Annotated in this window: 27 protein-coding genes and 1 riboswitch; of the genes, 23 read left to right on the forward strand and 4 right to left on the reverse strand. The window is 61.2% G+C overall.

Annotated features, from left to right (window positions below; translation table 11 throughout):
• Nucleotides 1-45: 45 nt before the first annotated feature.
• The 5 genes from LIX91_RS11135 to LIX91_RS11155 all read left to right on the forward strand — a co-directional run bounded on the left by LIX91_RS11135 (nucleotide 46) and on the right by LIX91_RS11155 (nucleotide 4,099).
• Nucleotides 46-618 carry a YqgE/AlgH family protein gene (locus tag LIX91_RS11135; protein WP_004409372.1) on the forward strand — a complete coding sequence of 191 codons (573 nt, stop codon included), beginning with the start codon at nucleotides 46-48 and terminating at the stop codon, nucleotides 616-618.
• The gene (gene ruvX, locus LIX91_RS11140) at nucleotides 618-1,058 is read left to right on the forward strand and encodes a Holliday junction resolvase RuvX (protein ID WP_002551734.1); all 441 of its coding nucleotides are present in this window, start codon (nucleotides 618-620) and stop codon (nucleotides 1,056-1,058) included. Before LIX91_RS11135 ends, ruvX begins: the two co-directional genes overlap by 1 nt.
• A gap of 243 nt (nucleotides 1,059-1,301) precedes the next feature.
• Complete coding sequence (pyrR, locus tag LIX91_RS11145) at nucleotides 1,302-1,814, forward strand: bifunctional pyr operon transcriptional regulator/uracil phosphoribosyltransferase PyrR (RefSeq protein WP_004409370.1); 513 nt, start codon at nucleotides 1,302-1,304, stop codon at nucleotides 1,812-1,814.
• Between the two features lie 12 nt (nucleotides 1,815-1,826).
• Complete coding sequence (locus LIX91_RS11150) at nucleotides 1,827-2,831, forward strand: aspartate carbamoyltransferase catalytic subunit (protein ID WP_003316734.1); 1,005 nt, start codon at nucleotides 1,827-1,829, stop codon at nucleotides 2,829-2,831.
• The gene (locus LIX91_RS11155; RefSeq protein ID WP_003366140.1) at nucleotides 2,828-4,099 is read left to right on the forward strand and encodes a dihydroorotase; all 1,272 of its coding nucleotides are present in this window, start codon (nucleotides 2,828-2,830) and stop codon (nucleotides 4,097-4,099) included. Before LIX91_RS11150 ends, LIX91_RS11155 begins: the two co-directional genes overlap by 4 nt.
• A 286-nt stretch (nucleotides 4,100-4,385) precedes the next feature.
• On the opposite strand, the gene LIX91_RS11160 is transcribed toward LIX91_RS11155, so the two are convergent.
• A complete protein-coding gene (locus tag LIX91_RS11160) occupies nucleotides 4,386-4,790 on the reverse strand; it encodes an NINE protein (protein WP_003345171.1) in 405 nt (134 codons plus the stop codon).
• 250 nt (nucleotides 4,791-5,040) lie between these two features.
• Here LIX91_RS11160 and LIX91_RS11165 point away from each other — a divergent pair, with 250 nt between their 5' ends.
• A complete protein-coding gene (locus LIX91_RS11165; protein ID WP_050555219.1) occupies nucleotides 5,041-5,718 on the forward strand; it encodes a C40 family peptidase in 678 nt (225 codons plus the stop codon).
• 94 nt (nucleotides 5,719-5,812) lie between these two features.
• Here the strand turns inward: LIX91_RS11165 and LIX91_RS11170 are convergent, their stop codons facing one another.
• Entirely contained in the window at nucleotides 5,813-6,847 is a 1,035-nt protein-coding gene (locus LIX91_RS11170) for a type IV pilus twitching motility protein PilT (protein WP_003404551.1), read from the reverse strand.
• A 55-nt stretch (nucleotides 6,848-6,902) separates the two neighbouring features.
• On the opposite strand from LIX91_RS11170, the gene LIX91_RS11175 reads away from it, so the two are divergent.
• From LIX91_RS11175 to LIX91_RS11210, 8 genes are all read left to right on the forward strand, one after another.
• The gene (locus LIX91_RS11175) at nucleotides 6,903-7,589 is read left to right on the forward strand and encodes a YggS family pyridoxal phosphate-dependent enzyme (RefSeq protein ID WP_003422448.1); all 687 of its coding nucleotides are present in this window, start codon (nucleotides 6,903-6,905) and stop codon (nucleotides 7,587-7,589) included.
• A gap of 21 nt (nucleotides 7,590-7,610) precedes the next feature.
• Nucleotides 7,611-8,429: a pyrroline-5-carboxylate reductase gene (gene proC, locus LIX91_RS11180; RefSeq protein WP_003414346.1), complete on the forward strand. Its 819-nt coding sequence runs from the start codon at nucleotides 7,611-7,613 to the stop codon at nucleotides 8,427-8,429.
• A 25-nt stretch (nucleotides 8,430-8,454) separates the two neighbouring features.
• Nucleotides 8,455-9,045 (forward strand): YggT family protein, encoded by a 591-nt coding sequence (locus LIX91_RS11185; protein ID WP_226488486.1) that lies wholly within the window; start codon nucleotides 8,455-8,457, stop codon nucleotides 9,043-9,045.
• A gap of 266 nt (nucleotides 9,046-9,311) precedes the next feature.
• Nucleotides 9,312-10,451, forward strand: coding sequence for a homoserine O-succinyltransferase MetX (locus LIX91_RS11190; RefSeq protein WP_003316725.1), 1,140 nt, complete (start codon nucleotides 9,312-9,314; stop codon nucleotides 10,449-10,451).
• Nucleotides 10,452-10,458: 7 nt separating this feature from the next.
• On the forward strand, nucleotides 10,459-11,079 hold the full coding sequence (gene metW / locus LIX91_RS11195) for a methionine biosynthesis protein MetW (RefSeq protein WP_003414343.1): 621 nt from the start codon (nucleotides 10,459-10,461) through the stop codon (nucleotides 11,077-11,079).
• Between the two features lie 33 nt (nucleotides 11,080-11,112).
• Nucleotides 11,113-11,706, forward strand: a complete 594-nt coding sequence (gene rdgB / locus LIX91_RS11200) for an RdgB/HAM1 family non-canonical purine NTP pyrophosphatase (protein WP_003414341.1) — start codon at nucleotides 11,113-11,115, stop codon at nucleotides 11,704-11,706.
• Complete coding sequence (gene hemW, locus LIX91_RS11205; RefSeq protein WP_226488487.1) at nucleotides 11,703-12,917, forward strand: radical SAM family heme chaperone HemW; 1,215 nt, start codon at nucleotides 11,703-11,705, stop codon at nucleotides 12,915-12,917. Before rdgB ends, hemW begins: the two co-directional genes overlap by 4 nt.
• 9 nt (nucleotides 12,918-12,926) lie before the next feature.
• Nucleotides 12,927-13,250 carry a DUF3392 domain-containing protein gene (locus tag LIX91_RS11210; RefSeq protein ID WP_002551720.1) on the forward strand — a complete coding sequence of 108 codons (324 nt, stop codon included), beginning with the start codon at nucleotides 12,927-12,929 and terminating at the stop codon, nucleotides 13,248-13,250.
• 68 nt (nucleotides 13,251-13,318) lie between these two features.
• On the opposite strand, the gene ilvD is transcribed toward LIX91_RS11210, so the two are convergent.
• A complete protein-coding gene (gene ilvD / locus LIX91_RS11215; protein WP_226488488.1) occupies nucleotides 13,319-15,166 on the reverse strand; it encodes a dihydroxy-acid dehydratase in 1,848 nt (615 codons plus the stop codon).
• 337 nt (nucleotides 15,167-15,503) lie between these two features.
• On the opposite strand from ilvD, the gene alaC reads away from it, so the two are divergent.
• From alaC to otnI, 7 genes are all read left to right on the forward strand, one after another.
• Entirely contained in the window at nucleotides 15,504-16,712 is a 1,209-nt protein-coding gene (gene alaC / locus LIX91_RS11220; protein ID WP_003346356.1) for an alanine transaminase, read from the forward strand.
• Between the two features lie 173 nt (nucleotides 16,713-16,885).
• The gene (locus tag LIX91_RS11225) at nucleotides 16,886-17,341 is read left to right on the forward strand and encodes a YkgJ family cysteine cluster protein (RefSeq protein ID WP_002551717.1); all 456 of its coding nucleotides are present in this window, start codon (nucleotides 16,886-16,888) and stop codon (nucleotides 17,339-17,341) included.
• 225 nt (nucleotides 17,342-17,566) lie between these two features.
• Nucleotides 17,567-18,472 (forward strand): L-threonate dehydrogenase, encoded by a 906-nt coding sequence (ltnD, locus tag LIX91_RS11230; protein ID WP_003414332.1) that lies wholly within the window; start codon nucleotides 17,567-17,569, stop codon nucleotides 18,470-18,472.
• Between the two features lie 10 nt (nucleotides 18,473-18,482).
• A complete protein-coding gene (gene otnK, locus LIX91_RS11235) occupies nucleotides 18,483-19,772 on the forward strand; it encodes a 3-oxo-tetronate kinase (protein WP_003414330.1) in 1,290 nt (429 codons plus the stop codon).
• Nucleotides 19,772-20,410 (forward strand): aldolase, encoded by a 639-nt coding sequence (locus tag LIX91_RS11240; RefSeq protein WP_003392253.1) that lies wholly within the window; start codon nucleotides 19,772-19,774, stop codon nucleotides 20,408-20,410. The genes otnK and LIX91_RS11240 overlap by 1 nt, the downstream gene beginning before the upstream one ends.
• 135 nt (nucleotides 20,411-20,545) lie before the next feature.
• Nucleotides 20,546-22,003, forward strand: a complete 1,458-nt coding sequence (locus LIX91_RS11245) for an SLC13 family permease (protein ID WP_226488489.1) — start codon at nucleotides 20,546-20,548, stop codon at nucleotides 22,001-22,003.
• A 22-nt stretch (nucleotides 22,004-22,025) separates the two neighbouring features.
• Nucleotides 22,026-22,811 (forward strand): 2-oxo-tetronate isomerase, encoded by a 786-nt coding sequence (otnI, locus tag LIX91_RS11250; RefSeq protein ID WP_103696649.1) that lies wholly within the window; start codon nucleotides 22,026-22,028, stop codon nucleotides 22,809-22,811.
• A gap of 156 nt (nucleotides 22,812-22,967) precedes the next feature.
• Here otnI and LIX91_RS11255 read toward each other — a convergent pair whose 3' ends face one another.
• Nucleotides 22,968-23,363, reverse strand: a complete 396-nt coding sequence (locus tag LIX91_RS11255; RefSeq protein ID WP_003414326.1) for an acyl-CoA thioesterase — start codon at nucleotides 23,361-23,363, stop codon at nucleotides 22,968-22,970.
• A gap of 220 nt (nucleotides 23,364-23,583) precedes the next feature.
• Nucleotides 23,584-23,694, forward strand: a riboswitch (S-adenosyl-L-homocysteine riboswitch).
• Nucleotides 23,695-23,717: 23 nt separating this feature from the next.
• Between LIX91_RS11255 and ahcY the strand changes: the two genes are divergently transcribed.
• Together ahcY and metF are read left to right on the forward strand one after the other, a co-directional pair.
• Nucleotides 23,718-25,127 carry an adenosylhomocysteinase gene (gene ahcY / locus LIX91_RS11260; RefSeq protein WP_003392259.1) on the forward strand — a complete coding sequence of 470 codons (1,410 nt, stop codon included), beginning with the start codon at nucleotides 23,718-23,720 and terminating at the stop codon, nucleotides 25,125-25,127.
• A gap of 189 nt (nucleotides 25,128-25,316) precedes the next feature.
• Nucleotides 25,317-26,162: a methylenetetrahydrofolate reductase [NAD(P)H] gene (metF, locus tag LIX91_RS11265; protein WP_003346344.1), complete on the forward strand. Its 846-nt coding sequence runs from the start codon at nucleotides 25,317-25,319 to the stop codon at nucleotides 26,160-26,162.
• Nucleotides 26,163-26,442: the final 280 nt, after the last annotated feature.

A 26,442-nucleotide genomic window follows, 5' to 3' on the forward strand; every position in this document is an offset into this window, starting at 1 on the left:
ACGTGTCAGTTGTCAGCCGGGCAAGGCAACGCCAAACTAGGGCTCATGAAAAAAGTCTCTCCGAGTTATCTCAAGCATCATTTCCTCATCGCCATGCCTCACATGCACGATGAGAACTTTGCTCAGACCTTGACCTACATTGTCGAGCACAACGCCAATGGCGCCATGGGGCTGGTGATCAACCGCCCGCAAAGCCTGACCTTGGCCGATGTGCTCGAACAACTGCGACCGGAACTTCCGGCACCGAGACACTGCCAGGACATCGTCATTCATACCGGCGGGCCGGTGCAGACCGATCGGGGCTTTGTCCTGCATCCTAGCGGCCAGACCTTTCAGGCCACGGTCAATCTTCCGGGCGGGATTTCCTTGTCGACCTCTCAGGATGTGCTGTTCTCCATCGCCGATGGCTACGGGCCTGATCAAAATGTGATCACCCTGGGTTACGCGGGCTGGGACGCCGGTCAACTGGATGCTGAAATGGCCGACAATGCCTGGCTGACCTGTTCGTTCGACCCGGCCATCCTGTTCGATATCGACAGCGAGCAGCGTCTGGATGCTGCCGCCAGACGCCTGGGCATCAACCTCAACCTGATCTCGACCCAGGCAGGGCACGCTTGATGGCCGCCTTACGGCTGCTGCTGGGCATTGATTACGGCACCAAACAGATCGGCGTTGCGGTCGGCCAGGCGATTACCGGTCAGGCACGTGAACTCTGTACGCTCAAGGCGCAGAATGGCGTGCCGGACTGGGACAAGGTCCAGGCGCTGATCAACGAATGGAAACCTGATGCGATCGTGGTGGGTCTGCCGTTGAACATGGATGGCACGCCCAGCGACATGAGCGCGCGCGCGGAAAAGTTTTCGCGCAAACTCAACGGACGCTTTGGTGTAACGGTCTACACCCATGATGAACGCCTGACCACCTTCGAAGCCAAGGGCGAGCGCATGGCGCGCGGCGGCCAGAAAGGCAGCTATCGCGACAATCCGGTGGACGCCATTGCCGCTGCGCTGTTGCTGCAAGGCTGGCTGGATGAGCACCCCGAACTGTTGAATGTGTGACTTTTTCTGCCTTTATCGCTTCGAGATACCCGGATTCCACGTTATCGCTTGAGCATCGCGCCACGGACCAGACTGTGTAAAAACGTCACGAGCAAAGGCAAGACAAGGCAAAAACAGGCGAAAAAGCGGAGTCTAGGTGTTCTAAATGAGCATTTTTCGCCTGTTTTTAACGCAGTATTGCCAAGCGCAGTAGTTTTTTACACAGTCTGGGAAGGACGCTGCCCGAGCCTCAAAGGAGCAAATATGAGCCTGCCCGATCCCGCCGAACTGATTCGTCAGATGGCCACTGACCTGAACGCTCACCTGAGCAAGCGCGGCATCAGCGACCCTCGTTTCATCGGCATCCGCACTGGCGGTGTCTGGGTTGCTCAGGCGCTGCTCAAGGCATTGAACGACCCCGCTCCGCTGGGCACGCTGGACGTTTCGTTCTATCGCGATGATTTCAGCCAGAACGGCCTGCACCCTCAAGTGCGCCCTTCTGAACTGCCGTTCGAGATCGAAGGCCAGCACCTGGTGCTGATCGATGACGTGCTGATGAGCGGCCGTACCGTCCGCGCCGCACTCAACGAACTGTTCGATTACGGCCGCCCGGCCAGTGTCACGCTGGTCTGCCTGCTGGACCTGGACGCCGGTGAACTGCCGGTACGTCCGAACGTGGTCGGCGCCACTCTGTCGCTGGCACCGAATGAACGCATCAAGCTGTCCGGCCCCGAGCCGCTGGCGCTCGAACTTCAAGACCTCTCCACCGCCCTTTAAGAGTCCATTGCGATGACGCCTCTCGACGCCAAGCGCCCGCTGCAGCTCAACCACTTGGGCCAGCTGCGCCATTTCCTGTCTCTGGACGGCTTGCCCCGCGAGCTGCTTACCGAAATTCTCGACACGGCCGACTCGTTCCTCGAAGTCGGCGCCCGGGCGGTCAAGAAAGTCCCGTTGTTGCGCGGCAAGACGGTGTGCAACGTGTTCTTCGAGAACTCCACGCGCACCCGCACCACTTTTGAACTGGCGGCCCAGCGCCTGTCAGCCGACGTGATCACGCTGAACGTCTCGACCTCGTCCACCAGCAAGGGCGAAACGCTGTTCGACACCTTGCGCAACCTTGAAGCGATGGCAGCCGACATGTTCGTCGTGCGCCACGCCGATTCAGGTGCGGCGCACTTCATTGCCGAGCACGTCTGCCCGGACGTCGCGATCATCAACGGCGGCGACGGCCGCCATGCTCACCCGACCCAGGGCATGCTCGACATGCTGACCATCCGCCGTCACAAGGGCGGTTTCGAGAACCTGTCGGTGGCCATCGTCGGTGACATCCTGCATTCACGGGTGGCACGCTCCAATATGCTTGCGCTCAAGGCGCTGGGCTGCCCGGATATCCGCGTGATCGGACCGAAAACCCTGCTGCCGGTGGGCGTCGAACAATACGGGGTCAAGGTCTACACCGACCTTAACGAAGGTTTGAAGGACGTGGACGTGGTCATCATGCTGCGTCTGCAGCGTGAACGCATGACCGGTGGCCTGCTGCCCAGCGAAGGCGAGTTCTATCGCCTGTTCGGCCTGACCACTGCGCGTCTGGAAGCCGCGAAGCCGGATGCGATTGTCATGCACCCCGGCCCGATCAACCGCGGCGTGGAAATCGAATCGGCAGTGGCCGACGGCGCGCATTCGGTGATTCTCAATCAAGTGACTTACGGTATCGCGATCCGCATGGCGGTGCTGTCCATGGCCATGAGCGGACAGAACGCACAACGCCAATTCGAACAGGAGAACGCCCAGTGAAGCTCAGCATCCTCGGCGCTCGCGTCATCGACCCGGTCAGCGGGCTGGATCAAATCACTGACCTGCACCTCGAAGCAGGCAAACTCAGCGCCATCGGTTCGGCACCGGCGGGTTTCGAGCCCACCCAGACCATCGACGCTACCGGGCTGGTTGCAGCACCGGGCCTGGTCGACCTCAACGTATCCCTGCGCGAGCCTGGCTACAGTCGCAAGGGCAGCATCGCCAGCGAAACCCGCGCGGCGGTGGCAGGCGGGGTGACCAGCCTGTGCTGCCCGCCACGTACCAAGCCGGTGCTCGACACCTCGGCAGTGGCCGAGCTGATTCTGGATCGCGCCCGTGAGGCCGGATTCAGCAAGGTGTTCCCCATCGGGGCGCTGAGCAAGGGCCTGGAAGGCGAACAGCTGGCAGAACTGATCGCCCTGCGCGACGCAGGCTGCGTGGCCTTTGGCAACGGCCTTAGCAGCTTCAGCAATACCCGTACGCTGTGCCGGGCGCTGGAATATGCGGCGACCTTTGACCTGACGGTGATTTTCAACTCGCAGGATCGTGATCTGGCCGAAGGCGGTCTGGCGCACGATGGTCCGACGGCCAGTTTCCTGGGCCTGGCGGGCATTCCCGAGACGGCCGAGACCGTGGCGCTGGCTCGCGACCTGTTGCTGGTCGAACAGAGCGGTGTACGCGCGCACTTCAGCCAGCTGACCAGTGCACGTGGCGCGGCGCTGATCGCCCAGGCGCAGGCGCGCGGCCTGCCGGTGACGGCGGATGTCGCGCTGTATCAGTTGATTCTGACTGACGAGGCGCTGATCGACTTCTCCAGCCTCTATCACGTGCAGCCGCCACTGCGCACCCGCGCTGACCGCGATGGCCTGCGTGAAGCAGTGAAGAGCGGTGTCATCCAGGCGATTTCCAGCCATCACCAGCCGCACGAACGCGATGCCAAGCTGGCACCGTTTGGCGCTACGGAACCAGGCATCAGCAGCGTCGAACTGCTGCTGCCGCTGGCCATGACGCTGGTGGATGACGGCCTGCTGGACCTGCCGACCCTGATCGCCCGCCTGAGCAGCGGCCCTGCCGCCGCGCTGCGCCTGCCAGCCGGCAAGCTGAGCGCAGGAGCGCCTGCCGACATCGTCCTGTTCGACCCTGCCGCCTCGACGGTTGCTGGCGAGACCTGGCTGTCAAAAGGCGAAAACTGCCCCTTCATCGGCCACTGCCTGCCCGGCTCGGTACGCTACACACTGGTGGATGGACGGATCAGCTACAGCCGCTGAGCCCGCTCCGGGCTCTCGCTCCCGCACAGAGCGCTCATCGTTATACACAAGTCCGCTTTTGATTCTGGCCGAAGGCCGTGGGAGCGAACTTGTTCGCGAAGGGTTTCGACTACCGTGCGACGCTCCGCGTCGGCATGCCGCTCTGGACGCTGTTCTGCGTCGAGTCTTGGGCATGCGGCGCGGCGCAGATTTGTGACGCGGAGCGTCACGACAGGCACTCCCACGCAGAGCGTGAGGAACGATAGGTGTCAGGGCCGCGCCCTGCGTCAGCCCCTCGCCCCAAACCTCACCCGCGTCGGGCGTTCTTCATCGAGATCTGGTCATTCAACGTCCAGAAGTCATAAAGGATGCCGACCAGAAACAACCCGCCGGTAAACAGGTAAATGATCCCGGTAATCCACTTGCCCTGGTACATGCGGTGCACGCCGAACAGGCCGAGGAAGGTCAGCAGCACCCACGCCACGCTGTAGTCGGTGGAGCCGGGGGTAAAGCGCAGGTCGGCGTCACGGTCCATCGACGGGATCAGGAACAGGTCGATCAGCCAGCCAATGCCAAACAGACCGAACGTGAAGAACCAGATGGTCCCGGTAACCGGTTTGCCGTAGTAGAAGCGATGCGCTCCCAGGAAGCCGAAAATCCACATCAGGTAGCCCATGACCTTGCTGTGTGTGTCTGAACGATAGGCGTTCATTTTTGCCCTCTTTGCGCTGATAGAAAAAAATACATAACAAAATTGTGACTTGGTTTCCCTATTCCGACGTATGGCACATGAGGCGGTTTAATGCCGCCAAGCCCTTGTCGCTAAAGGGATTAGCCTGAAAAAAGAAAGAGTCTGTCGCATAAAACGCAATGATGCCACTGTGATGCGCTCGACAAATGGGGTCAGTTTTTTTGAAAAAGCTGTTATAAAGTTGCGCGCTGACCACCATGAGCCCTGCCGAATGCGTCCTTTTTTCAAGACATGGCTAACCATTTGCCTATTTATGCCACTGGCCGCCCACGCCACCAATCGTGAGCAACAACTTCCTGCGAGCTTCACGGGCTACACCGCCAAAAGCCACTCTTCACCGGCACTCGCGACTCGCAATGCACCCAAGGAAGCCACCACCACCCGAACTCAGTACGGCGCTACCAGCGCCGTCCAGAAGCCGCTTTCACGCAAGAACGCCAAAAAAATCGCGGCCTTGCAGGCTCCTGCCCCCGCCAAGCAAGGCAGCGCCGTTGTAAAGCGCGCCTTGCAGGCTGTGGGCACGCCTTATCGCTGGGGCGGCACCACGCCTGGCAAGGGCCTGGACTGCAGCGGACTGGTCAAATACGCCTACACGGACGTCCGTGAGGTCGACCTGCCACGCACCTCCAATGCCATGGCCCAGGGTCACGGTCAGACGGTGGATCGCAAGGACCTGAAACCCGGTGATCTGCTGTTCTTCAACATCAAGAGCCGCAACATCAACCACGTCGCCATTTACCTGGGCGACAACAAGTTCGTTCATGCGCCGCGCCGTGGCAAGGCCGTAACTGTCGATACGCTGAACAAACCGTATTGGAACAGCCACTACAAGATCGCCAAGCGTGTGTTGCCCAAGCAACCAGGGCAAATGCGTGTGGTTCAGCGCTGATACTGGCCTGAATCCGCGGTCTGCAAGCCGCATCTGAAAAAGGGGTCTTGAACGCGTTCAAGACCCCTTTTTCGTTCCTGCAGCATCCCTGCGATCAGAAGTTATCCGGCACCTTGGCACGTTCGCGTGCGCTTTCGCGGGTGATCAGCCCCTTCTTCACCAGATCGGCCAGGCACATGTCCAGCGTCTGCATGCCCATCGAGCCGCCCGTCTGGATCGACGAATACATCTGCGCCACCTTGTCCTCGCGAATCAGGTTACGGATCGCCGGGGTGCCCATCATGATTTCGTGCGCCGCCACGCGTCCGCCGCCGACCTTCTTGAGTAACGCCTGCGAGACCACGGCGTGCAGCGATTCGGAGAGCATCGAGCGAATCATCGATTTTTCCTGAGCCGGAAATACGTCGACGATCCGGTCGATGGTCTTGGCCGCTGACGTGGTGTGCAGCGTGCCGAATACCAGGTGGCCGGTTTCAGCGGCGGTCAGCGCCAGGCGGATGGTCTCCAGGTCACGCATTTCACCGACCAGAATCACGTCCGGGTCTTCACGCAACGCCGAGCGCAGCGCCTCCGAGAAGCCCAGCGTATCGCGGTGCACCTCGCGCTGGTTAACCAGGCACTTCTTCGACTCGTGGACGAATTCGATCGGGTCCTCGATGGTCAGAATATGGTGGTGCTTGTTGTTATTCAGGTAGTCGATCATCGCCGCCAGGGTGGTCGACTTGCCTGAGCCGGTCGGCCCGGTGACCAGAATCAGGCCGCGCGCCACGTCGGTAATCTTCCGAAACACATTGCCCATGCCCAAGTCTTCCATGCTCAGGATTTTCGAGGGAATGGTCCGGAAGACCGCGCCGGCACCACGGTTCTGGTTGAAGGCGTTGACCCGAAACCGCGCCACGCCCGGTACTTCGAAGGAAAAGTCGGTCTCCAGACGCTCTTCGAAATCCTGCCGCTGCTTGTCGTTCATGATGTCGTAGATCAGCGCCTTGACCTCCTTCGCGTCCAGCGGGGGCAGGTTGATACGCCGTACATCGCCGTCGACGCGGATCATCGGCGGCAGACCTGCAGAGAGGTGCAAGTCCGACGCGCCCTGTTTGGCACTGAAGGCCAGCAGCTCGGTAATATCCATACAGCTCCTCAATCACATAGAATGCCGCAGACTTTAGCCCTGCTGGCGCAAATCAATGTCCACGATAGCAGCGAACATTTCAACGCTCGAACAGCGAATTCGCGACGCAGCGCTTGCCGCTGAGCGCGATCCGGCGTCCGTCGGCCTGCTGGCGGTGAGCAAAACCAAGCCCGCCAGTGACCTGCGTGAAGCTTACACCGCAGGTTTGCGCGATTTTGGCGAAAATTATTTACAGGAAGCACTGGGCAAACAGCTCGAACTGAGCGACCTGCCCTTGTGCTGGCACTTCATTGGCCCCATTCAATCGAACAAGACGCGAGCTATCGCCGAGAACTTCGACTGGGTACATTCCGTGGACCGCCTGAAAATCGCCCAACGCCTGTCCGAGCAACGCCCCGAAGCGCTTGAACCGCTGAACATCTGCATTCAGGTGAACGTCAGTGGCGAAGCCAGCAAGTCGGGCTGCACGCCTCAGGACCTGCCTGCACTGGCCGCTGCCATCATCGCCCTGCCGCGACTCAGATTGCGCGGCCTGATGGCCATCCCCGAGCCCACAGACGATCCTGCGGCGCAGGATGCATCCTTCGCCGCAGTGCGCACGCTGCAGGAGCAGTTGAACCTGCCGCTCGACACACTTTCCATGGGCATGAGCCACGACCTGGAAGCCGCCATTGCACAAGGTGCGACCTGGGTACGCATCGGCACCGCTCTTTTTGGTGCCCGCGACTATGGCCAGCCATAACCTCTTCATAAGGACCCCTTCATGAGCAAGACCCGTATTGCCTTCGTCGGTGCCGGAAACATGGCCGCCAGCCTGATCGGCGGCCTGCGCGCCCAAGGCGTGGAGGCGGCACTGATCAGTGCCAGTGCGCCGGGTGCCGAAACCCGCGAGCGCATCGCCAACGATCACGGCATCCAGGTATTCGCCGACAACGCCGAGGCGATCCAAGGCGCCGACGTGGTGGTACTGGCGGTCAAGCCGCAGATGATGAAAAACGTCTGTCAGGCCTTGAAGTCCAGCCTCGAACCTCACCAGCTGATTGTTTCGGTCGCGGCCGGCATCACCTGCGCCAGCCTGACGCAATGGCTGGGCGAGCAGCCGGTGGTGCGCTGCATGCCCAATACCCCCTCGCTGCTGCGTCAGGGTGCCAGCGGGCTGTACGCGACCGACAACGTTACGCCAGAGCAGCGTGAGCAGGCCGAGGCGTTGTTGGCCGCGGTCGGCATCGCGGTCTGGGTCGAGCAGGAAAAACACATGGACGCTGTCACGGCAGTCTCCGGCAGTGGCCCGGCGTATTTCTTTCTGATGATGGAAGCGATGACCGCGGCAGGCGTGAAACTGGGTCTGCCGGAGGACATCGCTAAAAAGCTGACCCTGCAAACAGCGCTGGGCTCGGCCTTGATCGCGACGGGCAGTGATGCAGGCGCGGGCGAGCTGCGTCGTCGTGTCACTTCGCCGGGCGGGACCACCGAGGCCGCCATCAAGGCATTTCAGGCGGGCGGCTTCGAGGCACTGGTGGAAACGGCACTGACTGCCGCAGACCATCGTGCAGCCGAGCTGGCTGAACAACTGGGCAAATAATTTTCGGGTTTTCTGGAGCAGATCGATGATCGGATTGAACACCGCTGCAATTTACGTCCTGCAGACGCTTGGCAGTCTTTACCTGCTGATCGTGCTGTTGCGCTTTGTCCTGCAACTGGTACGGGCCAACTTCTACAACCCGCTGTGCCAGTTCATCGTGCGCGCCACCCAACCGCTGCTCAAGCCGCTGCGGCGCATCATCCCCAGCCTGTTCGGGCTGGACATGTCGTCGCTGGTGCTGGCGATCATCGTGCAGATGATCCTGATGGCTCTGACCCTGCTGCTGATGTTCGGCACCACGGGCGACCCGCTGCACCTGCTGCTGTGGTCGATCATCAGCGTCACCGCGCTGTTCCTGAAGATCTTCTTCTTTGCCCTGATCATCAGCGTGATTCTGTCGTGGGTCGCACCGGGCAGCCATAACCCTGGCGCGGAACTGGTCAACCAGATCTGCGAACCGGCACTGGCACCGTTCCGCAAGATCGTCCCGAACATGGGCGGCCTGGACATCTCGCCGATCCTCGCATTCCTGGTACTCAAGCTGCTGGACATGCTGGTCATCAACAACCTCGCCGCCATGAGCGGCATGCCGGATGTGCTGCGGCTGTTGATGTAAGCACTCTTGTTCCCACGCTCCAATGCTCGACGTTACACACAAGTCCGCTTTTGATTCTGGCCGTAGGCCGTAGGAGCGAACTTGTTCGCGAAGGGGTAGGTACATCCAAAGAGGATATATCGACCCAAGCGACGCCTTCGCGAACAAGTTCGCTCCTACAACAGCCTTAACTATCGTGCCGTTGATTTACGCCTCACAACATCCCTTATTGCCGCTGCACCCCGCGGTCTTTAGACTTACGCCTCATTCACGCGAGAGCAGGGTCGATGCCCACGGTATTCCCCCACGATTCTGTCGGACTGGTCACACCGCAAACGGCGCATTTCAGCGAGCCTCTGGCGCTGGCCTGCGGTCGTTCGTTACCAGCCTATGACCTGATTTACGAAACCTACGGTCAACTCAACGCCGCACGCAGCAATGCCGTGCTGATCTGTCATGCGCTGTCCGGGCATCATCATGCCGCAGGCTTCCACAGCGCCGATGACCGCAAACCCGGTTGGTGGGACAGCTGCATCGGTCCCGGCAAGCCTATCGACACCCAAAAATTCTTCGTCGTCAGCCTCAACAACCTGGGCGGTTGCAACGGCTCCACCGGGCCGAGCAGCATTGATCCGGACACCGGCAAGCCGTTCGGCGCCAACTTCCCGGTGGTGACCGTGGAAGACTGGGTCAACAGCCAGGCCCGGCTGGCCGATCTGCTCGGCATCGATACCTGGGCCGCGGTGATTGGCGGCAGCCTGGGCGGCATGCAGGCGCTGCAATGGACCATCAGCTATCCGCACCGCGTGCGCCACTGCCTGGCGATCGCCTCGGCGCCCAAGCTGTCGGCACAGAACATCGCGTTCAACGAGGTGGCGCGCCAGGCCATTCTCACCGACCCGGAATTTCACGGTGGCTCGTTCCAGGAGCGCGGCGTCATCCCCAAACGCGGCCTGATGCTGGCGCGGATGGTCGGGCACATCACCTACCTGTCGGATGACTCGATGGGTGAGAAATTCGGCCGTGGCCTGAAGAGCGAAAAACTCAACTACGACTTCCACAGTGTCGAGTTCCAGGTCGAAAGCTATCTGCGCTATCAGGGTGAAGAGTTTTCCGGGCGTTTCGACGCCAATACCTACCTGTTGATGACCAAGGCACTGGATTACTTCGACCCTGCGGCGAACTTCAACGACGACCTGGCCAAGACCTTCGCCAACGCCACCGCCAAATTCTGCGTGATGTCGTTCACCACCGACTGGCGCTTCTCGCCGGCCCGCTCGCGGGAACTGGTGGACGCGCTGATGGCCGCGCGCAAGGACGTCTGTTACCTGGAAATCGACGCACCGCAGGGCCACGACGCCTTTCTGATCCCGATTCCGCGCTACTTGCAGGCTTTCGGTAATTACATGAACCGAATTTCGTTGTGAGGACGCCATGAGAGCCGATCTGGAAATCATTCAGGAATGGATTCCCGCGGGCAGCCGCGTGCTCGACCTGGGCTGCGGTGACGGCGAATTGCTGACCTGGCTGCGTGACCACAAGCAGGTCACCGGCTACGGACTGGAAAACGACGCGGCCAACATTGCCGAGTGCGTCGCCAAGGGCATCAACGTCATCGAGCAGGACCTCGACAAGGGGCTGGGCAACTTTGCCAGCAACAGTTTCGACGTCGTGGTCATGACCCAGGCCCTGCAAGCGGTGCATTACCCGGACCGAATCCTCGACGAGATGTTGCGCGTCGGTCGCCAGTGCATCATCACCTTCCCCAATTTCGGCCACTGGCGCTGCCGCTGGTACCTGGCGAGCAAGGGCCGCATGCCGGTGTCCGAATTCCTGCCGTATACCTGGTACAACACGCCGAACATTCACTTCTGCACCTTCGGCGACTTCGAAGAGCTGTGCCGCGAGCGCGATGCGCAGGTGCTCGACAGGCTGGCGGTCGATCAGCAGCATCGTCATGGCTGGGCCAGCAAGCTCTGGCCCAATCTGCTCGGCGAGATCGGCATCTACCGCGTCACCAGCCCTGGGCTGACGGACCACAAGATTGCCGTTTAACCGACCGTTTTCATGCACCACGACAGGCCAACCATGAACCTCACACAACTCGTACTGGCCAGCCACAACGGCGGCAAACTCAAGGAGCTCCAGGCCATGCTCGGCGGCAGCGTAACGCTGCGCTCGGTCAGCGAGTTCAGCCTGGTGGAGCCGGAAGAAACCGGCCTGTCATTCGTCGAGAATGCGATCCTCAAGGCACGCAACGCCGCGCGCCTGTCCGGCCTGCCTGCGCTGGCCGACGACTCGGGGCTGGCAGTGGACTTTCTCGGCGGTGCGCCGGGTATCTATTCCGCCCGCTACGCCGACGGCCAGGGCGATGCTGCCAACAACGCCAAGCTGCTGGAGGCGCTGAAAGACGTGCCTGACGACCAGCGTGGTGCGCAGTTCGTCTGCGTATTGGCGCTGGTACGCCACGCCGACGACCCATTGCCGATCCTCTGTGAAGGGTTGTGGCAGGGGCGCATCCTGCACGCCGCCAGCGGCGAACACGGCTTCGGCTATGACCCGCTGTTCTGGGTGCCGGAGCGCAACTGCTCGAGTGCCGAACTGGGACCGACCGAGAAAAACCAGCTCAGCCACCGCGCCCGCGCGATGGTCCTGTTGCGGCAACGCCTGGGTCTGCAATGATCCACGATTCGCCTGCGCAGCCGCTGTTTCTCGGCGCGAACGGCTTCTCGTCAGAGAGCCCGCGCCCTGCACTGCCGCACCTGCCGCCGCTGTCGCTGTACATCCATATTCCGTGGTGCGTGCGCAAATGCCCGTACTGCGACTTCAACTCGCACACCGCCAGCCCGGTGCTGCCGGAACAGGAATACGTCGACGCCCTGCTCGCCGACCTGGACCTTGACCTGCCGCACGTCTATGGCCGCGAGCTGCAATCGATCTTCTTTGGTGGCGGTACGCCGAGCCTGTTCAGCGCCAATGCGTTGGGGCGCCTGCTGCAAGGCGTCGAACAGCGCATCCGCTTTGCCAGCGACATCGAGATCACGCTGGAAGCCAACCCCGGCACCTTCGAACAGGCCAAGTTCAGCGCCTATCGCGGTTTGGGCATCAATCGACTGTCGATCGGCATTCAGAGCTTTCAGGAATCCAAACTCAAGGCGCTGGGCCGCATTCACAACGGCGACGAAGCGATTCGCGCCGCCGACATGGCGCGCCAGGCCGGTTTCGACAACTTCAACCTGGACCTGATGCACGGCCTGCCGGATCAATCCCAGGACGAAGCGCTGGCCGATCTGCGCCAGGCCATTGCCCTCGCGCCGACCCACCTGTCCTGGTATCAACTGACCCTGGAGCCCAACACGGTATTCTGGAATCAGCCACCGGCGCTGCCCGAAGACGACATTCTCTGGGACATTCAGGAAACCGGACAGCAGTTGCTGGCCACTCATGGCTACGTGCAATACGAAGTGTCGGCGTATGCACAGCCCGGGAAACCGGCGCGGCATAACCTCAACTATTGGGCATTCGGTGATTTCATCGGCATCGGCGCAGGCGCACACGGCAAGCTGAGCCACCCGGACGGGCGCATCATGCGCACCTGGAAAACACGGCTGCCCAAGGATTACCTGAACCCGGACAAGCCGTTTCAGGCCGGTTCCAAGCTGTTGCCGCTCGATGAATTGCCGTTCGAATTCCTGATGAACGCACTGCGACTGACAAATGGTGTGGACGCTGCGTTATTTCGCGAAAGAACCGGTCTAAGCCTCGATTCGCTGGCCGAGGCGCGTCGACAGGCTGAACAAAAGGGGTTGCTGCACCAGGACCCGACACGCCTGATCGCCACGCCACAAGGCCAGCTGTTCCTCAACGACCTGCTGCAATACTTTCTGATCTAAGGACCCTGCATGGATTTCGTACTCGATTTGCTCGCCACCGTCTCGCGCTGGAGCCGCAGCAATCTCTCGGAAATCGCGCTCGCGCTGGTGGGCTGCCTGCTGGTGCTGTTCGGCTCGGACATCAAAGGCTGGCTGGAACAGCGAATCAGCGGCATTACCGGCGCCCTGCGCATCCCGCTCATCGCCCTGCTGTGCGCCGTAGGCAGCGGCGCGGCGCTGATCTACGCCACGCCGTGGGTAGTGCGCGGCCTCAGCCAGTTCAACAACTACAGCCTGGCGCCGGTGCTGTTGGTGGTGCTGGTGCTGATCGGGGTGATTGCCGACCGCAAGTGAGTGCAGCTTTTCAAACACAGCAAAAAGCCCGGCATCTCTGCCGGGCTTTTTAGTGTTGCCGATGCGGATCAAGGCACCAATTTGTCCAGCAACGCCTTGTCACGCACTGCGCCCTTGTCGGCGCTGGTCGCCAGCAGGGCGTAGGCCTTGAGGGCGGTGGTCACTTTGCGTGGACGCGGCTCGACAGGCTTCCAGCCTTTCTTGTCCTGTTCGGCGCGACGCTCGGCTATTTCGGCATCGTCGATCAGCAGGTTGATCGAGCGATTGGGGATGTCGATCAGCACCTTGTCACCGTCGCGCACCAGGCCGATCGCTCCGCCTGCCGCAGCTTCCGGAGAGGCGTGGCCGATGGACAGGCCGGACGTACCGCCCGAGAAGCGGCCGTCAGTCAGCAGCGCGCAATCCTTGCCCAGCCCCTTGGACTTCAGGTACGACGTCGGGTAGAGCATTTCCTGCATGCCCGGGCCGCCTTTCGGGCCTTCGTAGCGGATGATGACAATGTCGCCCGCTTTGACTTCGTCAGCGAGAATCCCGCGCACCGCGCTGTCCTGGCTTTCGAAGATCTTCGCGTTGCCTTCGAAGACGTGGATCGACTCGTCGACACCGGCGGTTTTCACCACGCAGCCGTCCAGTGCGATGTTGCCGTACAGCACGGCCAGGCCACCTTCTTGCGAATAGGCGTGCTGGACGCTGCGGATGCAGCCGTTTTCACGGTCGTCATCCAGGCTTTCCCAGCGGGTCGACTGGCTGAACGCGGTCTGCGTCGGGATGCCCGCCGGGCCTGCCTTGAAGAAGGTGTGCACGGCTTCGTCGTCCGTCTGGGTGATGTCCCATTTGGCGATGCCTTCAGCCAGGGTCTTGCTGTGTACGGTCGGCAGGTCGGTGTGCAGCAGCCCCCCACGGGCCAGCTCGCCGAGGATGCTGAAGATCCCGCCTGCGCGGTGCACGTCTTCCATGTGGTACTTCTGGATGTTCGGCGCGACCTTGCACAGCTGCGGCACCTTGCGCGAAAGATGGTCGATGTGGCGCAGGTCGAAGTCGATCTCGGCTTCCTGAGCAGCGGCCAGCAAGTGCAGGATGGTGTTGGTCGAACCGCCCATGGCGATGTCCAGCGTCATGGCGTTCTCGAACGCCTTGAAGTTGGCGATGTTGCGCGGCAACACCGAGTCATCGTTTTCCTTGTAGTACTGACGGCACAGGTCAACGATGGTGCGGCCGGCCTGCAGGAACAGTTGCTCGCGGTCGCTGTGGGTGGCGAGTGCGGAACCGTTGCCCGGCAGGGCCAGGCCCAGTGCTTCGGTCAGGCAGTTCATCGAGTTGGCGGTGAACATGCCGGAACACGACCCGCAGGTCGGACAGGCGCTGCGCTCGTACTCGGCGACTTTTTCGTCACTGGCGGTCGAGTCGGCGGCGATGACCATCGCATCGACCAGATCCAGGCCGTGGCTGGCCAGCTTGGTCTTGCCCGCTTCCATTGGCCCGCCGGAGACGAAGATCACCGGAATGTTCAGGCGCAACGACGCCATCAGCATGCCCGGGGTGATCTTGTCGCAGTTGGAAATGCACACGATGGCGTCGGCGCAATGCGCGTTGACCATGTATTCGACCGAGTCGGCAATGATCTCGCGGCTCGGCAGCGAATAGAGCATGCCGTCGTGGCCCATGGCGATGCCGTCGTCGACCGCAATGGTGTTGAATTCCTTGGCCACGCCCCCGGCGCGCTCGACTTCACGCGCGACCAGCTGGCCCATGTCCTTTAGGTGGACGTGGCCTGGCACGAACTGGGTGAAGGAGTTGGCGATGGCGATGATCGGTTTCTTGAAATCTTCGTCCTTCATGCCCGTGGCGCGCCACAGGGCACGGGCGCCGGCCATGTTGCGGCCGTGGGTGGAGGTTTTCGAGCGGTAATCAGGCATTGGAGCACTCCGGCAAAAATAAGGCTGATCAGGAAGGGAGTGAGCTTCTATTGACGTCGCGGACGAGCGGCAGTGACCGCAGGCAGCGAAGAAACCGAACACCACGGGATCACCGTGTACTCGGCCTGAGCTCATAAACCCGCCGGGGATGACTGGCGATGAATAGCGCCGATTCTACACCGCCGGGTGGTTTGGTGGGGTCCGAATATCGGTCTTGGCACGGCGTTGCAAATCCCGATGGACAAAAGGCTATCAGCCCATCTATCTTCCTCGGCAGGCCGCCTCATGTGGCCACGTCGCTCGGACGGTTCCGGGCGCTTACGTACGCGAGATACTCATGGCAGACCAAGGTTCGCCGCGCCGCTTTGCGCGCATCGATCGACTCCCCCCTTACGTGTTCAACATCACCGCCGAGCTGAAAATGGCTGCTCGTCGTCGCGGTGAGGACATTATCGACCTGAGCATGGGCAACCCCGACGGGGCCACACCGCCGCACATTGTCGAAAAACTGATCACCGTCGCCCAGCGCGAAGACACCCACGGCTACTCCACCTCGCGCGGTATTCCACGCCTGCGCCGGGCGATTTCCAACTGGTACAAGAAGCGCTACGAGGTCGACATCGACCCTGAAAGCGAAGCGATCGTGACCATTGGTTCCAAGGAAGGCCTGGCCCACCTGATGCTCGCCACGCTGGATCAGGGCGACACGGTGCTGGTGCCCAACCCCAGTTACCCGATCCACATCTACGGTGCCGTGATTGCCGGCGCCCAGGTGCGATCGGTGCCGCTGGTGCCAGGCGTGGACTTCTTCGACGAGCTGGAAAAAGCCATTCGCGGCTCGATCCCCAAGCCGAAGATGATGATTCTGGGCTTCCCGTCCAACCCGACTGCGCAATGTGTGGAGCTGGATTTCTTCGAGCGCGTGGTGGCCCTGGCCAAACAGTACGACGTGCTGGTGGTGCATGATCTGGCATACGCCGACATCGTCTACGATGGCTGGAAAGCCCCGTCGATCATGCAGGTGCCGGGTGCCAAGGACATTGCCGTCGAGTTCTTCACCCTGTCCAAGAGCTACAACATGGCAGGCTGGCGGATTGGCTTCATGGTCGGCAACCCCGAACTGGTGAATGCACTGGCGCGGATCAAGAGTTACCACGACTACGGTACCTTCACGCCACTGCAGGTGGCGGCGATTGCCGCGCTGGAAGGCGACCAGCAATGCGTGCTCGACATTGCCGAGCAGTATCGCCAGCGCCGCAATGTGCTGGTCAAGGGCTTGCACGAGCTGGGCTGGATGGTCGAGAACCCCAAGGCTTCGATGTACGTCTGGGCGAAGATCCCCCAGGCTTACGCGCACCTGGGTTCGCTGGAGTTCGCCAAGAAGCTGCTGGCCGAAGCCAAGGTGTGTGTCTCGCCGGGCATCGGTTTCGGCGAGTACGGCGACGATCACGTGCGCTTCGCCCTGATCGAGAATCAGGACCGCATCCGCCAGGCCGTTCGTGGCATCCGCAGCATGTTCAGGGCCGACGACAAGCTCAAGTCCTGAGTGCCTTCTGAGACACCGCGCCTGCTGACCGACTGCGCTCGGCAGGCGCGGACTCTGCAACCAACCGTCTCTCCACACCTGACCGACAGTCGCCTCGGCAATTTTTGCTTTCTGCAAATCGCTGCAGACCGGTATGATCGCGCGCCCCGATACACCCGGAAGCCTGACCTGAAATGAAACCCACCTTGATCGCCGCCGCAGAACTCGATCGCATCGACACCTGGGCCAAATACTCCAGCCACATGTGCGGGGGCTGCGTGTCCAGTTGCTGCACGTTGCCGGTAGAAGTGAAGATCAAGGACCTGATCCGCATCGGCATCGTCGATGAGTTCGAACGTGGCGACCCGGCGAAGAACATCGCCAAGCGGCTGCAGAAAGAAGGCATCGTCGAGCGCTACAACCAGAAGTCCGAGATCTTCACCTTGCAGCGCATGAGCAACAACGACTGCCTGTACCTGGACCGCAAGAGCCGCCTGTGCACCATCTATGACAAGCGCCCGGACACCTGCCGCAACCACCCGAAAGTCGGGCCGCGCCCCGGTTATTGCGCGTACAAGCCCAAAGAAGTCGTGCGCCAGGAAAGCGGCTCACTGCGAAACGCCACCAGCGCACCAGTGCCGAAATTCTGATTCGTGAAAGACGGCGCCGCACGCCGAACATCATGGTTTTCAATCAAGCCCCGCACAGGGGCTTTTTTGTGCGCGATGGAAAAAGCCTATCGATGTTAAATTTTGTGAAAAATAAAAATACTTCACATTATTTACTCATTGATTCACTATCCGATTCACAGATCAGAACAATAACGTCCGAATGCCGGCTTCACAGGCATCGGCACTGACTTCGAGGATTACTGCATGACTGGCAAGAACGTTGGCGTTATCGGCCTGGGTGCGATGGGTCTGGGCATTGCCCGCTCGTTGCTGCGTAGCGGCTTCACTGTGCATGCCTGTGATGTGCGCACCAGCGTGACCGAAGCATTCGCCCAGGAAGGCGGGGTTGCCTGTGATTCTCCGGCCAGCATGGCCGCTGCCTGCGATGTGATCATCACAGTCGTGGTCAACGCCGAACAGACCGAAACCGTGCTGTTTGGCGAAAACGGCGCCATTGCCGCGCTGCGTCCAGGCTGCCTGGTCATCGGTTGCGCCACCGTCGCGCCCACTTTCGCCGTCGAACTGGGCGAGCGTCTGGCCGCACAGAACCTGCTGTACCTCGATGCGCCGATCTCCGGCGGTGCCGCCAAGGCTGCCGCTGGCCAGATGACCATGATGACCTCCGGCCCGACCGAGTCCTACGCCAAGGCAGAAGCCATCCTCAACGGCATGGCCGGCAAGGTCTATCGCTTGGGCGACGTCCACGGTCTGGGCTCGAAAGTCAAAATCATCAATCAACTGCTCGCTGGCGTACACATCGCCGCCAGCGCCGAAGCCATGGCTCTGGGCCTGCGCGAAGGTGTCGACGCTGACGCGCTGTATGAAGTGATCACCAACAGTGCCGGTAACTCGTGGATGTTCGAAAACCGCGTGCCGCACATCCTCAATGCCGATTACACGCCGCTGTCGGCCGTGGACATTTTCGTCAAGGACCTCGGTCTGGTGCTGGATACCGCACGCAGCAGCAAATTCCCGCTGCCACTCTCGGCCACCGCGCACCAGATGTTCATGCAGGCATCCAGCGCCGGCTTCGGTCGTGAAGATGACTCGGCCGTGATCAAGATTTTCCCGGGCATCGAGTTGCCGAAAGCCAAGCCAGAAAAAGCCTGAGGAGCGACTGATGAGCCTGAATAACGCTCGCCCGCTGCTGGGCTGCATTGCCGATGACTTCACCGGCGCCACCGACCTGGCCAACATGCTGGTGCGGGGCGGCATGCGCACCGTACAGAGCATTGGCATCCCCAGCGCCGAGATGGCTGCCGGTCTGGACGCCGACGCGATTGTCATCGCCCTGAAATCGCGTACCACGCCCAGCGCCGACGCGGTGGCTGAATCCCTGGCGGCTCTGGAATGGCTGCGCGAGCGCGGCTGCGAGCAGATCTTCTTCAAATACTGCTCGACCTTCGATTCCACTGCTGCGGGCAACATCGGCCAGGTCAGCGAAGCACTGCTGGAGCAACTGGGCAGCGATTTCACCCTCGCCTGCCCGGCCTTCCCGGAAAACGGTCGCACGATCTTCCGTGGCCACCTGTTCGTGCAGGACCAGCTGCTCAGCGAATCGGGCATGCAGAACCACCCGCTGACGCCCATGACCGACGCCAATCTGGTGCGTGTGCTGCAAGCGCAGACCCGCCACAAGGTCGGCCTGTTGCGCTACGACAGCATTGCCCAGGGCGTCGAAGGCGTGCGTAACAGAATTGCCGAGCTGCGCGCCGAAGGTGTGAGCATGGCGATCGCCGATGCCCTGTCGGATGCGGATTTGTACACCCTGGGCGAAGCCTGCGCCGACTTGCCGCTGCTGACCGGTGGCTCGGGTCTGGCGCTGGGCCTGCCGGATAACTTCCGCAAGGCGGGCAAGCTGCGCGACATCGATGCCGCCAAACAGGTCGCCATCAGTGGCGGCGAAGTGGTACTGGCGGGTAGCGCATCGGTCGCCACCAATGGTCAGGTCGCGGCCTGGCTGGAAGCCGATCGCCCTGCGCTGCGCATCAATCCGCTGGACCTGGCCGCTGGCAAGCCGGTGGTCGAGCAGGCGCTGGCCTTCGCCAAAGATGCCGGGCAGACCGTATTGATCTACGCCACCAGCACCCCGGACGAAGTCAAAGCCGTGCAGAAAGAACTGGGCGTCGAACGCTCCGGGGCCATGGTCGAAGCCGCACTCGGTGAAATCGCCAAAGGGCTGCTGGACGCAGGCGTACGCCGGTTCGTGGTGGCCGGTGGCGAAACCTCCGGTGCCGTAGTTCAGGCACTGGGCGTGCAGTTGCTGCAGATCGGCGCACAGATCGATCCGGGCGTTCCGGCCACGGTGAGCAGCGGCGCACAACCGCTGGCCCTGGCCCTCAAATCCGGCAACTTTGGTGCGCGCGACTTCTTCGCCAAGGCGCTCAAGCAACTGGCGGGGGCTGCCTGATGATCGATGAAAACGCACTGCGTCAGGAAATCTGCGACGTCGGCCGTTTACTGTATGGCCGTGGCTATACGGTGGGCAGCGCCGGCAACATCAGCGCACGACTCGACGACGGCTGGCTGATTACCCCGACCGACGCCTGCCTGGGCCGCATGGACCCGGCCGATATTGCCAAGGTCAATCTGGCCGGCGAATGGGTGTCCGGCAGCAAGCCGTCCAAGACCCTGGCCCTGCACCGCGAAGTCTACGACCGCAACCCGCAGGTCGGCGGCGTGGTGCACACGCACTCGACGCATCTGGTCGCCCTGACCCTGGCCGGAGTGTGGCAGGAAGACGACATTCTGCCGCCACTGACGCCGTATCAGGTCATGAAGGTCGGGCATATCCCGTTGATCCCTTACGAACGTCCGGGCTCGCCGAAAGTCGCCGAGCGCGTGGCGGAACTGGCCAACAGCGTGCGCGGCGTGATGCTCGAGCGCCTCGGTCCGGTGGTCTGGGAAAGCTCGGTGGCCAAGGCCTGCTATGCCCTGGAAGAGTTGGAAGAGACTGCCCGCCTGTGGCTGATGAGCAACCCCAAACCTGCACCGCTGGACCCGGCGGCGCTTGAAGAGCTGCGTCAGGTGTTCGGCGCCAGGTGGTAACGAACACACGGTGATCGGGGAGTGCATTGCGCCTCCCGGTCGAACAACAATAACAACAGGAATCGAGAGCATGACTCACCCCTACCCCGCTGTTTCGTTGTCAGTCTTTACCGCCATTGACCGGAGTGCACGGGCATGACGCCGCTCATGTTGATGGTCGTGGCCGGTGCGGGCATCGCACTGCTGTTGTTTCTCGTGCTCAAGTACAAATTCCAGCCCTTTGTCGCCCTGATGCTGGTCAGCATTATCGTGGCGCTGGTCGCCGGTGTTAAACCGGCCGACCTGGTTGCCACCATCGAAGGCGGCATGGGCAAGACGCTCGGCCATATCGCGATCATCATCGCCCTGGGCGCAATGATCGGGCGCATTATCGAGCTGTCCGGCGGGGCCGAAGCACTGGCCAAGACCCTGATCAACCGCTTCGGCAACAGGCGCACGCCGCTGGCGCTGACCGTTGCCGGCTTCATGGTCGGCATTCCGGTGTTCTTCGAGGTCGGCGTGATCATCCTCATGCCGCTGGCCTACGGTGTCGCACGGGCGGCACGCAAGCCGCTGCTGATTTTCGCGCTGCCGATGTGCGCTGCACTGCTCGCCGTGCATGCGTTTCTGCCGCCGCATCCTGGCGCTGTTGCCGCCGCCAGCCAGTTGGGCGCGGACCTGGGCCGGGTGCTGATGCTGGGCATTCCGATCGTTGCCGTGCTGTGCATGATCGGCTACTTCGTCGCGGGGCGTATGACCCGCAAGACTTACCCGATGACCGATGACATCCGCGCCGAAGTCTATGGCCCGCATGTCACCAACGAAGACCTGGAAGCCTGGGCGCGCAACGATTACTCCGCTGTGCGCGAAGCGACCGAAACCCGAACAATGGGCGTCGAAGAGAGCGCCAGCAGCCTGGCAAACAAGCTGCCGCCCGCGCCCGCACCGGGTTTCGGACTGATCATCGCGCTGATCCTGCTGCCGATCGTGCTGATTCTGATGGGCACGCTGGCCACCACCATGCTGCCAGCAACGTCCACGCTGCGCGCGGTGCTGACCGTGCTGGGCGCGCCTCTGGTTGCGCTGCTGATCGATACCCTGCTGTGCGCCTGGCTGCTGGGCTCACGTCGCGGCTGGAGCCGTACCCAGGTGTCAGATGTGATCGGCTCGGCCTTGCCAGGTGTGGCGATGGTGATCCTGATTGCCGGCGCCGGTGGCGTATTCGGCAAGGTGCTGGTCGACACCGGCATTGGTGCCGTGGTCTCCGAGGCGCTGCGCAACACCGGTCTGCCGGTACTCGCGCTGGGCTTCCTGCTGACCCTGCTGCTGCGCGCCGTTCAAGGATCGACCACCGTTGCACTGGTCACCACCGCAGGCATTCTCAGCCCGCTGATCGCCACACTGGACCTGAGCGCCAACCACCTGGCCCTGCTGTGTCTGGCCATGGGCGGTGGCGGTCTGGCCATGTCGCACATCAACGATGCCGGTTACTGGATGTTCACCAAGCTGGCGGGCCTCAACGTCGCCGACGGCTTGCGCACCTGGACCGTACTGGTCACGCTGCTGGGCACACTGGGCTTCGTGATCACCCTGCTGCTTTGGCCATTCGTCTGACCTTTTGAAGACTGGAGTTAACATGCCTCGTTTTGCCGCCAACCTCAGCATGCTGTACCCGCAGCATGATTTTCTTGAGCGCTTTGCCGCAGCCGCTGCCGATGGTTTCGGCGCGGTCGAGTACCTGTTCCCTTACGCCTACAGCACTCAGGAACTCAAGCAGCGCCTGAGCGACAACGGTCTGGTGCAGGCGCTTTTCAACGCTCCGCCGGGCGACTGGGAGGCAGGCGAGCGAGGCATTGCCACGCTGCCGGGCCGTGAAGCGGAATTTCGCAGCGGTATCGAGCGGGCGCTGGAATATGCGCAGGTGCTGGGCAATGACCGTGTGCACGTCATGGCCGGCCTGCTGCCCAATGAAGGGTTGCGTGAGCGTCATCAGGCGGTCTACCTGGAAAACCTGGCGTTCGCGGCTGAGCACGCCAAGGGCGCAGGCGTCACGATTCTGATCGAACCGATCAACACCCGCGACATGCCGGGCTTCTTCCTCAATCGTCAGGATCAGGCGCAGGACATCTGTAAGCTGGTGGGCGCCGACAACCTGAAAGTGCAGTTCGACTGCTACCACTGCCAGATCGTCGAAGGCGACCTGACCAGCAAACTGCGTCGTGACTTTGCAGGCATCGGCCACATTCAGATCGCCGGGGTACCGGATCGCCATGAGCCGGGCCTGGGCGAACTGAACTACGAGCACCTGTTCAACGTCATCGACGAACTGGGCTACAGCGGTTGGATCGGCTGCGAATATCGCCCGAAAGGCGATACCAGCGCGGGTCTGGCGTGGTTGCGCGCGTTACAAGCCAGGGGCTGAACCTGCTTTTATGGATGACGCGGAGCGTGAGGAACGATCATTCTGTAACTGTCGTGTCCATGCACGGCAGGTTTACGCAAGAACACTATCGTGCCCATGCTCCGCGTGGGCATGCTGTTCTGGACGCTCCGCGTCCGATGTTCAGCGACCTGAGCGTCAGTCCTCTTCGTCGAACTGGTCCTTGATGTAGCGGATTTCAGTCCGGCCATGCGGCGCAGGCTGGCCGTCTTCGTCGAGGTTGACGAAGACGATCTTGTCGACGGTCAAAATGCTTTTGCGGGTGATCTTGTTGCGCACCTGGCATTTGAGCGTGATCGAGGTGCGACCGAATTCTGTGGCGGTGATGCCCAGCTCGATGATGTCGCCCTGACGCGAGGCACTGACGAAGTTGATTTCAGAGATGTACTTGGTGACCACCCGCTGATTACCCAGTTGAACGATCGCGTAGATCGCCGCCTCTTCATCGATCCAGCGCAGCAGGCTGCCGCCGAACAACGTGCCGTTGGGGTTGAGGTCTTCGGGCTTTACCCACTTGCGGGTGTGGAAATTCATGGTCACTCCTGAGCGTCTGGCCGATGGATAGCTGCATGATGGCAGAGCCGGCGACCCGCGCCCATGCCTGCGTCATAGCGACTGTGCATCGACCCTATTACAGACAGATGGCAATTGGATGGCCTTTAAACCGACAGAAAGCCTTGGGAAGAATCGCGAGCACCGCTATACTGCCAAACGTTTCAAAACGGTCATCTACGCTTGATACCGTTCCCGCCACCTGTCCGAGGGGCGCTGCAGCAGGTTTTCCCTGTCAGGCTCGGATGGGGCGTTGTTTGCCAGGACGATCCTCGACCGGCAAACCTTAAACGCACAACGGCGCCCATTCGCATTTTTATGGAATGGAGACTCTCAATGAGTGCTGTAATGACGCCCGCAGAATTCAATGACTACAAGGTTGCCGATATTTCCCTGGCCGCCTGGGGCCGCCGCGAAACCATCATCGCCGAATCCGAAATGCCTGCCCTGATGGGTCTGCGTCGCAAATACGCTGGTGATCAGCCGCTGAAAGGCGCGAAGATTCTCGGCTGCATCCACATGACCATTCAGACCGCCGTACTGATCGAAACCCTGGTTGCCCTGGGTGCCGAAGTTCGCTGGTCGTCGTGCAACATTTTCTCCACTCAGGACCAGGCTGCTGCGGCCATCGCTGCTGCCGGCATTCCTGTGTTCGCCTGGAAAGGCGAAACCGAAGAAGAATACGAGTGGTGCATCGAGCAGACCATCCTCAAGGATGGCCAGCCATGGGACGCCAACATGATCCTCGACGACGGCGGCGACCTGACCGAGATCATCCACAAGAAATACCCGGCGATGCTGGACAAGATCCACGGCGTCACCGAAGAAACCACCACTGGCGTGCACCGCCTGCTGGACATGCTGGCCAAGGGCGAGCTGAAAATCCCGGCCATCAACGTCAACGACTCGGTGACCAAGAGCAAGAACGACAACAAGTACGGCTGCCGTCACAGCCTGAACGACGCCATCAAGCGCGGCACCGACCACTTGCTGTCCGGCAAGCAGGCGTTGGTGATCGGCTACGGTGACGTGGGCAAGGGCTCGGCCCAGTCGCTGCGTCAGGAAGGCATGATCGTCAAAGTGACCGAAGTCGACCCGATCTGCGCCATGCAGGCCTGCATGGACGGTTTCGAGCTGGTTTCGCCATTCATCGACGGAGAAAACGACGGCACCGAAGCGAGCATCGACAAAGCGCTGCTGGGCAAGATCGACCTGATCGTGACCACCACCGGTAACGTCAACGTTTGCGACTCCAACATGCTCAAGGCGCTGAAAAAGCGTGCTGTGGTGTGCAACATCGGTCACTTCGACAACGAAATCGATACCGCTTTCATGCGCAAGAACTGGGCATGGGAAGAAGTGAAGCCACAGGTTCACAAGATCCATCGTACCGGCCCAGGCTCGTTCGACGCACAGAACGACGACTACCTGATCCTGCTGGCCGAAGGCCGTCTGGTAAACCTGGGTAACGCCACTGGCCACCCAAGCCGCATCATGGATGGCTCGTTCGCCAACCAGGTTCTGGCGCAGATCTTCCTCTTCGAGCAGAAGTACGCCGACTTGGCCCCGGCCAAGAAAGCCGAGCGTCTGACCGTTGAAGTACTGCCGAAGAAACTCGACGAAGAAGTGGCCCTGGAAATGGTCCGCGGCTTCGGTGGCGTTGTGACCAAGCTGACCAAGACCCAGGCCGATTACATCGGCGTGACCGTCGAAGGCCCGTTCAAGCCAGACGCTTATCGCTATTGATAGATAGCTGCAAGCGATAAGCTTCAAGCTGCAAGCAAGTGCATTTCTCTTGTTTGCAGCTTGAGCTTGACGCTCGTTTCTTTATCGTTATTACACAGCCGTGAGCGGTAAGCATGAGGCTGCGGAGCCAGGCATACAGCCCTCTTGCAGCTTGTAGCTTGCAGCTAAAAGCTGGAGGTCTCCTCCCCCATGTCTCAAGAACGCCGCTTCAGCTTCGAGTTCTTTCCTACCAAAACCGACGCTGGACACGAAAAGCTGCTGACCGTCGCTCGTCAGTTAGCCACGTACAACCCTGATTTTTTCTCCTGCACCTATGGTGCCGGTGGCTCGACCCGCGACCGCACGCTCAATACCGTGCTACAGCTGGAAAACGAGATCAAAGTACCTGCTGCGCCGCATTTGTCCTGCGTGGGCGACAGCAAGGACGACCTGCGCAACCTGCTGGCGCAATACAAGGATGCGGGCATCAAACGCATCGTGGCACTGCGCGGCGACCTGCCTTCGGGCATGGGCATGGCCAGCGGTGAGCTGCGTCACGCCAATGACCTGGTGAGCTTCATTCGCCAGGAAAGCGGCAGCCACTTCCACATCGAAGTTGCCGCCTACCCGGAAATGCACCCGCAGGCGCGCAATTTCGAAGACGACCTCAAGCACTTCGTCAACAAAGCCAATGCCGGCGCCGACAGTGCGATCACTCAGTACTTCTTCAACGCCGACAGCTACTTCAACTTCGTCGAGCGTGTCGAGAAGATGGGCGTCAGCATTCCGATCGTGCCGGGCATCATGCCGATCACCAATTACAGCAAGCTGGCGCGCTTCTCGGATGCCTGCGGTGCGGAAATCCCGCGCTGGATCCGTAAACAGCTGGAAGCCTACGGCGATGATGTGCAAAGCATCCAGGCGTTCGGCGAAGAAGTCATCACGCAGATGTGCGAACGACTGCTGCAAGGCGGCGCCCCCGGTCTGCACTTCTACACGCTGAACCAGGCAGAACCGAGCCTGGCGGTGTGGAACAACCTGCAACTGCCGCGCTGAAAACGGCTGCGGCACCGCGATCCACCCGGCAGTTTCCGGGGGATCGCGGCCTCATACACCGTTGGGCAGCAGGAAAGCGGCGTATTGCGCTCGCTCTGTTATACTCCAGCCTTCCCGCCAGGCTTACGCCCGGACGCCCGGTCTTGCAATCGTCATCCGTTCACGCCAACAGCGCAATTTTCATCAAGCGCAGACGTCACGGAATGCACTGAAGACCCGGCAGGACCGGACGGGATCGCGTTGTCTTTACACGCCATTCGCGCCAGGCAAGACATCCCTT

It is taken from the genome of Pseudomonas sp. B20 (genome assembly GCF_020515755.1).
GTDB classification, from domain to species: Bacteria; Pseudomonadota; Gammaproteobacteria; order Pseudomonadales; family Pseudomonadaceae; genus Aquipseudomonas; species Aquipseudomonas syringae.

Excerpts from the sequence above, each read along its gene's own strand:
- LIX91_RS11135 (WP_004409372.1), top strand. The coding sequence starts at position 46 with ATGAAAAAAGTCTCTCCGAGTTATCTCAAGCATCATTTCCTCATCGCC.
- ruvX (WP_002551734.1), top strand. The coding sequence starts at position 618 with ATGGCCGCCTTACGGCTGCTGCTGGGCATTGATTACGGCACCAAACAG.
- pyrR (WP_004409370.1), top strand. The coding sequence starts at position 1,302 with ATGAGCCTGCCCGATCCCGCCGAACTGATTCGTCAGATGGCCACTGAC.
- LIX91_RS11150 (WP_003316734.1), top strand. The coding sequence starts at position 1,827 with ATGACGCCTCTCGACGCCAAGCGCCCGCTGCAGCTCAACCACTTGGGC.
- LIX91_RS11160 (WP_003345171.1), bottom strand. The coding sequence starts at position 4,790 with ATGAACGCCTATCGTTCAGACACACACAGCAAGGTCATGGGCTACCTG.
- LIX91_RS11165 (WP_050555219.1), top strand. The coding sequence starts at position 5,041 with ATGCGTCCTTTTTTCAAGACATGGCTAACCATTTGCCTATTTATGCCA.
- LIX91_RS11170 (WP_003404551.1), bottom strand. The coding sequence starts at position 6,847 with ATGGATATTACCGAGCTGCTGGCCTTCAGTGCCAAACAGGGCGCGTCG.
- LIX91_RS11175 (WP_003422448.1), top strand. The coding sequence starts at position 6,903 with ATGTCCACGATAGCAGCGAACATTTCAACGCTCGAACAGCGAATTCGC.
- proC (WP_003414346.1), top strand. The coding sequence starts at position 7,611 with ATGAGCAAGACCCGTATTGCCTTCGTCGGTGCCGGAAACATGGCCGCC.
- LIX91_RS11185 (WP_226488486.1), top strand. The coding sequence starts at position 8,455 with ATGATCGGATTGAACACCGCTGCAATTTACGTCCTGCAGACGCTTGGC.
- LIX91_RS11190 (WP_003316725.1), top strand. The coding sequence starts at position 9,312 with ATGCCCACGGTATTCCCCCACGATTCTGTCGGACTGGTCACACCGCAA.
- metW (WP_003414343.1), top strand. The coding sequence starts at position 10,459 with ATGAGAGCCGATCTGGAAATCATTCAGGAATGGATTCCCGCGGGCAGC.
- rdgB (WP_003414341.1), top strand. The coding sequence starts at position 11,113 with ATGAACCTCACACAACTCGTACTGGCCAGCCACAACGGCGGCAAACTC.
- hemW (WP_226488487.1), top strand. The coding sequence starts at position 11,703 with ATGATCCACGATTCGCCTGCGCAGCCGCTGTTTCTCGGCGCGAACGGC.
- LIX91_RS11210 (WP_002551720.1), top strand. The coding sequence starts at position 12,927 with ATGGATTTCGTACTCGATTTGCTCGCCACCGTCTCGCGCTGGAGCCGC.
- ilvD (WP_226488488.1), bottom strand. The coding sequence starts at position 15,166 with ATGCCTGATTACCGCTCGAAAACCTCCACCCACGGCCGCAACATGGCC.
- alaC (WP_003346356.1), top strand. The coding sequence starts at position 15,504 with ATGGCAGACCAAGGTTCGCCGCGCCGCTTTGCGCGCATCGATCGACTC.
- LIX91_RS11225 (WP_002551717.1), top strand. The coding sequence starts at position 16,886 with ATGAAACCCACCTTGATCGCCGCCGCAGAACTCGATCGCATCGACACC.
- ltnD (WP_003414332.1), top strand. The coding sequence starts at position 17,567 with ATGACTGGCAAGAACGTTGGCGTTATCGGCCTGGGTGCGATGGGTCTG.
- otnK (WP_003414330.1), top strand. The coding sequence starts at position 18,483 with ATGAGCCTGAATAACGCTCGCCCGCTGCTGGGCTGCATTGCCGATGAC.
- LIX91_RS11240 (WP_003392253.1), top strand. The coding sequence starts at position 19,772 with ATGATCGATGAAAACGCACTGCGTCAGGAAATCTGCGACGTCGGCCGT.
- LIX91_RS11245 (WP_226488489.1), top strand. The coding sequence starts at position 20,546 with ATGACGCCGCTCATGTTGATGGTCGTGGCCGGTGCGGGCATCGCACTG.
- otnI (WP_103696649.1), top strand. The coding sequence starts at position 22,026 with ATGCCTCGTTTTGCCGCCAACCTCAGCATGCTGTACCCGCAGCATGAT.
- LIX91_RS11255 (WP_003414326.1), bottom strand. The coding sequence starts at position 23,363 with ATGAATTTCCACACCCGCAAGTGGGTAAAGCCCGAAGACCTCAACCCC.
- ahcY (WP_003392259.1), top strand. The coding sequence starts at position 23,718 with ATGAGTGCTGTAATGACGCCCGCAGAATTCAATGACTACAAGGTTGCC.
- metF (WP_003346344.1), top strand. The coding sequence starts at position 25,317 with ATGTCTCAAGAACGCCGCTTCAGCTTCGAGTTCTTTCCTACCAAAACC.